Here is a 9360-nt window from a genome sequence, read left to right as displayed (position 1 = left end):
CTATTGCATGCTTTATGTCTTAAGCCTGATTTTATTCTGTTAATAGGTTAATTTATCTACTATACTTAATGGGTTATACCTTAATGCTGCCAGGCATTTTGCTGACAACTGACAGACAGGCGGTTGTTATTACGTGAGCGTTTATAAGGAGAATAATCATCATGGTGTCTTCACAGGAACATCCAAAAATCAAAACCCGCCATCAGGAATACTCCCTGGTTTTTCCCATCGCTGCACTTCTCGTTCTCGTCCTCTGGGGCAACAGCAGTAACTTCGCCTCGGTTGTCGGCATTAATCTCATCGCGCTGGTCGGTATCCTCGCCAGTGCGTTCAGCGTCGTACGCCATGCCGATGTTCTGGCGCACCGTCTTGGCGAACCGTACGGGTCGCTGATCCTCAGCCTTTCCGTCGTGATCCTCGAAGTCAGCCTGATTTCGGCCCTGATGGCGACCGGCGATGCCGCCCCCGCGCTGATGCGTGACACGTTATTCTCGATCATTATGATTGTTACCGCCGGTCTGGTGGGCGTGGCCCTGTTATTAGGCGGGCGTAAGTTTGCGACACAGTATGTCAATCTCGGCGGTATCAAACAGTACCTGATGGCGATATTCCCGCTGGCGGTGATTGTGCTGGTGCTGCCTGCCGCCTTGCCGGCGGGCAATTTCTCGACGCCACAGGCGTTGTTTGTGGCAGTGATTTCAGCCGCCATGTACGGCGTATTTCTGCTTATTCAGACCAAAACTCATCAGAGCCTGTTTATCTACGAGCATGAAGATGAAGGTGAAGAAGAGGGTCATGGCAAGCCATCGTCAAAAAGCAATCTGACACACACCCTGTGGTTGATCGTCCATCTGGTGCTGGTTATTGCGGTGACTAAGTTCAATGCTAATCCGCTGGAAAGCCTGCTGACAGAACTGAATGCCCCTGCGCAGTTCACGGGTTTCCTGGTCGCGTTACTGATCCTCTCTCCGGAAGGTCTGGGCGCACTGAAAGCCGTGCTGAAAAATCAGGTGCAGCGCGCCATGAATTTGTTCTTCGGCTCCGTGCTGGCGACAATTTCACTGACCGTTCCGGCAGTGACCGTCATCGCCACGCTGACAGGCCAGGATTTGATTTTCAGTCTTGACCCGGCAAACATTGTGGTGATGCTGGCAGTGCTGATTCTGTGCCAGATTTCTTTCTCCACCGGCCGTACCAATGTATTAAACGGTACCGCGCATCTTGCGTTGTTTTGTGCCTATATGATGCTGATAATGCTTTAACCCCCTCTCCTGCGAAGGCGGAGGCACAAAAAGAAAGGCCGCTCAGATAAGCGGCCTTTTTCATGGGAACGATGGGAGAATTAAGAGTAAGCGTGCAAGGTGCGTTTACACAGCTCCGAACGCACACAGTCCTCTTTACCAAACTGAATGATGCCGATCATCTCGTCTTCTTCGAAGCGGGACATTGCATCGCTGAGCCCCGATACTACGCCACGTGGTAAATCGCACTGGGTAATATCACCGTTAACAATCACCGTCACATTTTCGCCGAGACGGGTCAGGAACATTTTCATCTGGCTGGCTGTGACATTCTGCGCTTCGTCCAGAATAACCACCGCGTTTTCGAAAGTACGCCCGCGCATATAAGCGAATGGCGCAATTTCCACCTTGCCTATTTCCGGTCGCAAACAATATTGCAGGAATGATGAACCCAGACGACGTAGCAGAATGTCGTAGACCGGACGGAAATAAGGTGCAAACTTCTCAGAAATATCACCGGGCAGGAAACCGAGATCTTCATCGGCTTGCAATACCGGACGTGTCACAATAATTCTGTCGATTTCTTTGTGAATTAATGCCTCTGCCGCTTTCGCAGCGCTGATAAATGTTTTGCCGCAACCGGCTTCACCGGTGGCAAAAATTAACTGCTTATTCTCTATGGCTGATAAGTAATGACCTTGAGCTTCAGTACGCGCTTCGATGACGGACGTATCGCGGGAGTCGCGAGCCATGCCGATCGATTCCAAACCGCCCATCTGTACCAATGACGTCACAGACTCTTCCTCGCGCTGGCGGTGACTGCGTGAATCATTACGAATAACACGTTTTGCTTCACGACGAGCTTTGATCACTGCTTTCTGTCTTCCCATAGTGGCACCTTACAGTTTGATTCACTTAACGCTAAGGCATAATGCCCGCACGGTTATGTTTCACTAACAAATGAGGTTTTGGTCTCCTTTTAGACCAAGTGGAGCCAATGAATAACGTGAAGAGGAAAAGAACCTGAAGGAATTAACGGAAACTCTTTGGGTTGTTTTCTGTTCACGAGGAGGCATTGTCAATAATGACAAACCGCTGACCCATACAATAAAACGTCCAGAATAAAAGCCAGTGATATTCACATCATTTTCACCAACAAATAGGCGGTCAGTTAAACAACAGGGTTGGGGTTGGGTGGATGATATTTTTTGTGAAAAGCGGTAGGAAAAACCTGAAAGTAAATCCTGAAATAATAGAGAGTCGGAAGCCTTGCCCCCGTTTGCATTTAAGCAACAACGGGTGAATGAGAGAAGTGTGTTATTTTCGATCAACAGCCCAAACATGGACTTTACCATTCGCGCTCCCCGCAGTGTTATTAACGGCACCTGCCGTACACCTCGTGAAAACTACCGCTTATAAATGTCAGTATAATGACAACTGAAACATTTGCGTTACCAAAATGTAAAAAAGTTTGTGGCTGACGTCAATAGGATCATGAGGATCTTTTTCAGATCCTCTTTAATCGTGCTGAATTTCTCTCAGCTCAGCAGATTATTTTTCTTTTCATTGATGAAGTAACTGTTAATCCCTTCGGCCAGCGCATGGGCCATTTTCTCCTGAAACACCGGCTCACCCAGTAATTTTTCTTCCTGTTTATTGGTGATGAAGGATGTCTCCACCAGCACGGAAGGAATACGCGGGGATTTCAGTACCGCAAAACCTGCCTGTTCCGGATGCGGGCTGTGCATGTGATGGACTTTACTGATATTTGCTGCCAGATGTCTGCCAAAATCCAGGCTGCGGTGAATGGTTTCGTGCTGGTCGAGATCAAACAGTGTTTCTTTAAGATATTGATCGTCCGTTTTAAAATCGTCGTCGTACAACACATCGACGCTGTTTTCGCTTTGCGATAAATAGCGCGCCATCGCACTGCCTGCGCCGTGTTCAGACAGTGCGAAAACCGATGCTCCGGAGACCAGATCGTTGGTGAAACCGTCGGCATGTATCGAAATAAACAGATCCGCCGCATGCTGATGCGCCAGACTGACGCGGTGATAAAGCGGAATAAATACATCATCCTGCCGGGTCAGCACGGCGTGAATACCGTGCTGCTGGCTGAGCAAAGTTTGCAGGCGTTTGGCGATATGCAGCACGACATGTTTTTCATAAGTGCCTTCATTACCGATTGCCCCCGGATCCTTGCCGCCATGACCCGGATCGATCATGACCAGCAGCGGTTTCTCCGCCTGCGGCGCAGGGGACACGACCGGCCCAATTGCGGCAGCATGGCTTTCTGCCGATATCGTCACCGTCAGGACACCATTTTCCGTGTTACGCGTAATCTTCGGTTTACTGTTCACCTGCAACACGATACGCGCCACCTCAGGGCTGAAATGAGCAATGCGCCCTTCTATGACCCAGGAAAATTTCTGCCGCACCACGGTCAGTGCATGCTCAAGTTCCGGCGGAAATGATGTCAACGGCATATCAATCACGACCCGCTCCGGCGCACTGAGCATAAACACGCGACAGCGTTTATCTGCCGCAGGGAGTGCCAGGTGAATCTGACTGGCATCTGAAGTCATGGTGATCCGCACCGCTTTTTGGGCGGCGTACAAACGCGGCGCGGTCAGCGACAGTCCGATGCCAAAAATCAGTAATTTTCTGCGGGTATGGTTGATGGTCATAACAGTCTCAGAACAGGCAACGTAATAAATCAGTTTTGCGATTTATCATCATGACATTACTGAGATTTTTTTGGATGAGGCGGAGTATTAACAGGCAATGAAATGCGTAACCAGGCGTAAAAATGATGTCTGGTTTGGGCTCCTCTGGAATCGGCTCCCTCCCCGGCGAAGGGAAGGAGTTAAATTACGCTTCGATTAACGATTGTCCGAGATAGTGACTTTCGTCTTTATTGCCCGGTAACGTGAAGAAGAAGCCACCGCCGTTAGGGCGGATATATTCTTCCAGCGCTTCACCGTTCAGACGTTTCTGCACGGTCAGGAAACCTTTTTCCAGGTCATGCTGATAACAGACAAAAACCAGTCCCATTTCCAGTTGCCCGGAATTAGTCACACCCAGGGAATAGCTGTAGCCACGGCGCAACATCAGGCTGTCTCCGGTGGCTTTAGTGCGCGGATTCGCCAGACGGATATGCGCATCGAGGCGGATCGTCTTGCCATCCGGGTCTTTTTCGTAATCCGGCACGTCGTGCTCTTTTTCCATCCCCAGCGGTGCGCCGGTGGCTTTGTCGCGCCCGAAAATAGACTGCTGCTCCTGCAGCGGCGTGCGGTCCCAGGATTCCACCTTGAACGGGATCAGACGTGTCACCTGATAACTGCCGCCCACCGTCCAGGCCGGTTCGCCCTGCCCGCCGGTCACCCAGATAACTTTATCCATCAAAGGCTTATCTTTGGCATCCGGGTTCGCCGTACCATCCTTAAAGCCCAGAAGATTGATCGGCGTTTCTTTGCCCTGACTGCGCGCCGCATGGGACGAAATAAAGCCGTCACGACGCCAGCGTACGCTGAGTAAATCAGGCGTATATTTGATGATGTCCCGCAGCGCATGCACCACGGTATCGCTGTTGTTGGCGCAAATTTGCAGGGACAGGTCACCGTGACAGAGTTTGGCATCCAGAGAATCATTCGGGAAACGTGTCATGCGTTGTAATTTCAAAGGCTTATGTGGTGCCAGCCCGAAGCGCTCATCAAACAGAGAATCCCCGACAGAAAGCGTCATGGTCAGATTGTCCGGGTAGATTTCTGCGCCCATCACCCCTGAATCCATGGGCGGAAATTTCGGATCCATTGAAGGCGCAGTGCCGCCTGTGGTCAGGAAGGCAAAACGTGAATCGAGGAGACGGAAAAGACGCTCCAGATCAGCTTTGTTAGTGGCCAGCACGTCAAAGGAAACCAGCATCATCGATGCCTGTTGCGGCGTTAAAATACCCGCCTGATGCTCGCCATAATAGGGTTGCCTGCCCCAGCGCTCGTCAGGGGAAACAGTCCCTGGTGTATATTCGTTCTTTGCTCCGGGTGTTTTCTCAGCCTGCGCTGTGGCTGCGCCGCCCAGGGCAAATGCCCCGCCTAACAATCCCACGCCCTTGAGTAAACTGCGGCGGGAAGAAGAAACTTCGTTCTGATTATCGTTTTTGTTGCTCATTGCTATGCCTCAGGAATTTAAAAGCGCCTCCTCCTGCGCAGGGGGAGGCGCTAAAGATATCAATCTAAACCAAGTACACCGCGCAGTTTGGACAAGTCTTCTGCCAGCGTGGTGATAGGACCTTTCATTGCGTTACGGTCCGCATCAGACAGTTTTTCGTAATTCTCGTAACCGTCTTTGGTTTTATATTTGTCCAGCAGCGCATCAACGGTTTTGAAGTTGGCGTCGATTTTATCCAGCAACGGTTTGTCGGCTTTGACCAGCAACGGACGCAGCAGATTGACAATTTTCTGTGCGCCATCAAGGTTGGCCCGGAAATCCCACAGATCAGTGCGGCTGTAACGATCTTCTTCGCCGCTTATTTTGCTGGCGGCCACTTCTTCAATCAGGCCCGCTGCGCCGCCGACCACTTTACTTGGCGGGAAGGTCAGCTCTGCGATACGTTTTTGCAAATCAACGGTATCGGCATACAGCTTGTCGGCAAACGGTTCGGTGCCCTGGGTGGTTTTGTCCGCGAAAAGGATTTTCTCCAGACGGTGGAAACCGGTGAAGTTAGGATCTTCGGCTTTTTTCTCGAAATCATCTTCACGGGCATCGATGCTGCCGTCCAGATCAGAGAACAGTTCGGCAATCGGTTCGATGCGCTCATAGTAAACACGGGTAGAAGCGTACAGGGATTGCGCTTTCGCCAGATCGCCCTTCTTCACCGCGTCCGTAAAGGCTTTGGTATGTGCCACCAGTTCAGCCACCTGCTGAGTCACATACACTTTGTATTCCGCAATCGGGCCGACCAGCGCCATGGCGTCAGGCTTGCCGGAAGCGGCCGTACCTTCAGCGGTAACCGTCAGTTTACCTTTCGGATTGCTCAGCAGGCCGCAGGTCATGTCGTATTCGCCCGGTTCAAGATTAGCCGTCATTTTCTGCGTGAAACCCGGCGCCACGTTTTCACGTTCTTCCACCACCATCACGCCTTTGAGGATTTCCCATTCCAGGTTTTTCTGACTGTTGTTATGGATAACAAACTGAGTTTTACCGGCCGGCACGGTCAGCGTCATCGGTTCACATTGTTTGTCATTAACAGCAATTTTGACCTGACGAACATCAGCAGCCAGCGCGTTGGCGCTCAGCGCAAAGGCCGGCAGGGACAACAGGGCGATCTGTAAAGCTTTACGGCGAAAATGTGGCATGTGTAACTCCGTGGCAAGGGCAAAATGAGGAATGAAGTTGATAAAATTAACGTTGTGTTTTTTGCCCGGCAGAAACCGGCGCAGCCACAGGCGATTTACTCTGTGGAATAAAGAACAGGAACAGCGCGGGGATCAGATACAGGAAATACACCGCAACTTCGCTGACCGTCGGCGCTTCCTGATACCCGAACATCCCTTCCAGCAAGGTGCCAAATAAAGAGTGTGTGGATAAAGTCCCGCTCAGATCAAAGGCAATGTCCTGCATACGGTTCCACAACCCCGCTTCGTGGAACGCGCGGATAGCGCCCGCAGCCAGTCCGGCGGCGACAAACAGGATGAACAGGCTGGTCCATTTGAAAAACTTCGCCAGATGCAGTTTCACGCCGCCGTAATAAATCAGGAAACCCAGCACGATGGCCGCGCCGAGGCCAAGCACTGCACCGATCGGGGCTTCAATACCCACGTCTTGCTGGAAGGCTGCCAGCAGGAAAAACACCGATTCCAGCCCTTCACGCGCAACCGCAAAAAACACCATCGCAACCAGTGCCCAGCCCTGACCGCGACCGGAATTCAGCGCATGATCAATCGCCCCTTCCAGATGCACTTTGATAGACCGTGACACTTTGCGCATCCAGAACACCATGTATGTCAGAATGCACACCGCGACGACGGCGACGATACCTTCAAACAGCTCCTGTTGTTTTTGCGGAAACTCACCGGTCGTGGCATTGATGAAAAGACCGAGCGCCAGGCACAGCGCAGCGGCGATGAAAACGCCAATCCAGACCACACCGAGCCACTGCCCGCGTTGCGTCCGTTTGAGGTAGCTGGCAATCAGGCTGACGATCAGCGCAGCTTCCAGCCCTTCGCGAAACATAATGAGAAACGGAACGAACATGACGAGCTCCCGGGCCCTGAATTCTGACGAACAACAGAATGTATGAGGCCTCTGTAAAGAAAAGTAAAAAGAAACGATAGTGATTATCATTCTTGCCAAAAGAAATACAAGAGGCAACCGATCCTTTTTTTGAAAGGGGATCGGTAAATACACATGAAAAAATCAGGACGGAAGGCTTATGCGGCGGAAAATGCTGAAAACCGGGGGCTGAATGACCCCGGTCTGAGTGACACAACAGGAGATTATCGGTTAAACAGTTTTATATTCCGCTTCTGCGGCGGTGAAACGCTGCTCAACAGCGGCGGAAGGCTTACGCCCCGTCAGGCTGACAATCCAGATAGCCAGTGACGCGAAAATGAAACCGGGAATGATTTCGTATAATTCAGCCCAGCCATATTGTTTCCACAGGATCACCGTTATTGCACCGACCAACATCCCCGCCAGTGCACCGTTACGCGTCATACGTTTCCACATCACGGAAATCAGGATCACCGGCCCGAATGCGGCACCGAAACCGGCCCAGGCATAACTGACCAAACCGAGAACCCGGTTTTGCGGGTTGGCAGCCAGCGCAATAGCAATCAGCGCCACGATCAGCACCATTGCACGCCCCACCCACACAAGTTCGCGCTGACTCGCGCCTTTTCGCAGAAAAGCTTTGTAGAAATCTTCAGTGATGGCGCTTGAACACACCAGCAGCTGACAACTCAGGGTGCTCATGACCGCTGCCAGAATAGCGGACAACAAAATCCCGGCAATCCACGGGTTGAACAGAATTTTCGCCAGCTCGATGAACACGCGCTCACCGTTTTGCGTCACGTTGCCCGCTTCAGCCGGATTATTGCTGAAGTACGCGATGCCGAAGAATCCTACAGCGATGGTACCCGCCAGACATAAAATCATCCATGTCATGCTGATACGGCGCGCTCTGCGGATAGTGAAGTGAGAATCGGCCGCCATGAAACGCGCCAGAATGTGCGGCTGACCGAAATAGCCCAGCCCCCAGCCCAGCAATGACAGTATCGCCACCAGATTCATGCCCTTAAACATATCAGTGTATTCAGGATTTTTGGCTTTGATGACCATCATCGAGGTATCAATGCCGCCAACGGCGAGGATGACGATAACCGGTGTCAGGATCAGTGCAAAAATCATCAGGCTGGCCTGCACGGTATCGGTCCAGCTGACGGCCAGAAAACCGCCGATAAAGGTATAAAGGATAGTCGCCGCCGCGCCGGCCCACAGCGCGGTCTGGTACGTCATGCCGAAGGTGCTTTCAAACAGACGTGCACCGGCCACGATGCCGGAGGCACAATAAATGGTGAAGAACACCAAAATCACAATCGCGGAAATAATGCGCAGCAGCTTGCTCGAATCTTCAAAACGATGCGTAAAGTAATCCGGCAACGTCAGCGCATTGTTATTGGCTTCGGTGTGTACACGTAGCCGCCCCGCCACCAGTTTCCAGTTCAGGTATGCGCCGATAGTCAGACCAATCGCGATCCAACTTTCCGAAATGCCGGAAATAAAAATCGCACCCGGCAGCCCCATTAACAACCAGCCACTCATGTCGGAAGCACCGGCGGACAGCGCCGTGACCACGCTGCCCAGACTACGTCCGCCCAAAATATAATCATCAAAGTTTTTGGTTCGTAGATACGCGATGAGCCCAATCAAAATCATCCCGAAAATATAAACACAAAACGTCACCAGCATCGGTGTGTTCATTGTCATTCCATTCTCCACTTTCTTATTTTTTGCGATGTTGTCCGGCACCTGTCTGTCCCGGCAGCACTCCACCCGAAGTGCTGCCAAAAACCTGCCGGGGCGAGATGATGGCTGAAACCTCTAAAGGTTGCAGCAAGAC

Annotated in this window: 8 protein-coding genes; 1 reads left to right on the top strand and 7 read right to left on the bottom strand. The window is 51.6% G+C overall.

The genetic code is table 11. The annotated features are described in order from the left end of the window. The first annotated feature begins 161 nt into the window (after positions 1 to 161). Complete coding sequence (gene chaA, locus J1785_RS06990) at positions 162 to 1262, top strand: sodium-potassium/proton antiporter ChaA (RefSeq protein ID WP_129951469.1); 1101 nt, start codon at positions 162 to 164, stop codon at positions 1260 to 1262. Positions 1263 to 1342: 80 nt separating this feature from the next. Here chaA and phoH read toward each other — a convergent pair whose 3' ends face one another. The 7 genes from phoH to putP form a co-directional block, all read right to left on the bottom strand. After that, on the bottom strand, positions 1343 to 2131 hold the full coding sequence (gene phoH, locus J1785_RS06985; protein WP_120131086.1) for a phosphate starvation-inducible protein PhoH: 789 nt from the start codon (positions 2129 to 2131) through the stop codon (positions 1343 to 1345). 63 nt (positions 2132 to 2194) lie between these two features. After that, positions 2195 to 2596, bottom strand: coding sequence for a hypothetical protein (locus J1785_RS06980; protein WP_217219109.1), 402 nt, complete (start codon positions 2594 to 2596; stop codon positions 2195 to 2197). A 183-nt stretch (positions 2597 to 2779) separates the two neighbouring features. After that, on the bottom strand, positions 2780 to 3928 hold the full coding sequence (locus tag J1785_RS06975; protein ID WP_217219108.1) for an N-acetylmuramoyl-L-alanine amidase: 1149 nt from the start codon (positions 3926 to 3928) through the stop codon (positions 2780 to 2782). 184 nt (positions 3929 to 4112) lie between these two features. Beyond that, a complete protein-coding gene (gene efeB / locus J1785_RS06970; RefSeq protein WP_129951472.1) occupies positions 4113 to 5408 on the bottom strand; it encodes an iron uptake transporter deferrochelatase/peroxidase subunit in 1296 nt (431 codons plus the stop codon). 59 nt (positions 5409 to 5467) lie between these two features. Then, positions 5468 to 6595 (bottom strand): iron uptake system protein EfeO, encoded by a 1128-nt coding sequence (gene efeO, locus J1785_RS06965; protein ID WP_129951473.1) that lies wholly within the window; start codon positions 6593 to 6595, stop codon positions 5468 to 5470. 46 nt (positions 6596 to 6641) lie between these two features. Then, positions 6642 to 7493 carry an iron uptake transporter permease EfeU gene (gene efeU / locus J1785_RS06960; RefSeq protein ID WP_129951474.1) on the bottom strand — a complete coding sequence of 284 codons (852 nt, stop codon included), beginning with the start codon at positions 7491 to 7493 and terminating at the stop codon, positions 6642 to 6644. Positions 7494 to 7742: 249 nt separating this feature from the next. After that, positions 7743 to 9227: a sodium/proline symporter PutP gene (gene putP, locus J1785_RS06955; RefSeq protein WP_129951475.1), complete on the bottom strand. Its 1485-nt coding sequence runs from the start codon at positions 9225 to 9227 to the stop codon at positions 7743 to 7745. Between the last annotated feature and the right edge of the window lie 133 nt (positions 9228 to 9360).

Source organism: Rahnella perminowiae (genome assembly GCF_019049755.1).
Classification (GTDB): Bacteria; Pseudomonadota; Gammaproteobacteria; order Enterobacterales; family Enterobacteriaceae; genus Rahnella; species Rahnella perminowiae.
The sequence above is the reverse complement of the archived record's forward strand: the minus strand, read 5'-3'. Positions and strand labels throughout refer to the sequence as shown.

What these genes read in the sequence shown, in the direction of transcription:
- efeB (WP_129951472.1), bottom strand. Translation starts at nt 5,408, where the DNA reads ATGAGCAACAAAAACGATAATCAGAACGAAGTTTCTTCTTCCCGCCGC.
- J1785_RS06980 (WP_217219109.1), bottom strand. Translation starts at nt 2,596, where the DNA reads ATGGTAAAGTCCATGTTTGGGCTGTTGATCGAAAATAACACACTTCTC.
- J1785_RS06975 (WP_217219108.1), bottom strand. Translation starts at nt 3,928, where the DNA reads ATGACCATCAACCATACCCGCAGAAAATTACTGATTTTTGGCATCGGA.
- efeU (WP_129951474.1), bottom strand. Translation starts at nt 7,493, where the DNA reads ATGTTCGTTCCGTTTCTCATTATGTTTCGCGAAGGGCTGGAAGCTGCG.
- efeO (WP_129951473.1), bottom strand. Translation starts at nt 6,595, where the DNA reads ATGCCACATTTTCGCCGTAAAGCTTTACAGATCGCCCTGTTGTCCCTG.
- putP (WP_129951475.1), bottom strand. Translation starts at nt 9,227, where the DNA reads ATGACAATGAACACACCGATGCTGGTGACGTTTTGTGTTTATATTTTC.
- phoH (WP_120131086.1), bottom strand. Translation starts at nt 2,131, where the DNA reads ATGGGAAGACAGAAAGCAGTGATCAAAGCTCGTCGTGAAGCAAAACGT.
- chaA (WP_129951469.1), top strand. Translation starts at nt 162, where the DNA reads ATGGTGTCTTCACAGGAACATCCAAAAATCAAAACCCGCCATCAGGAA.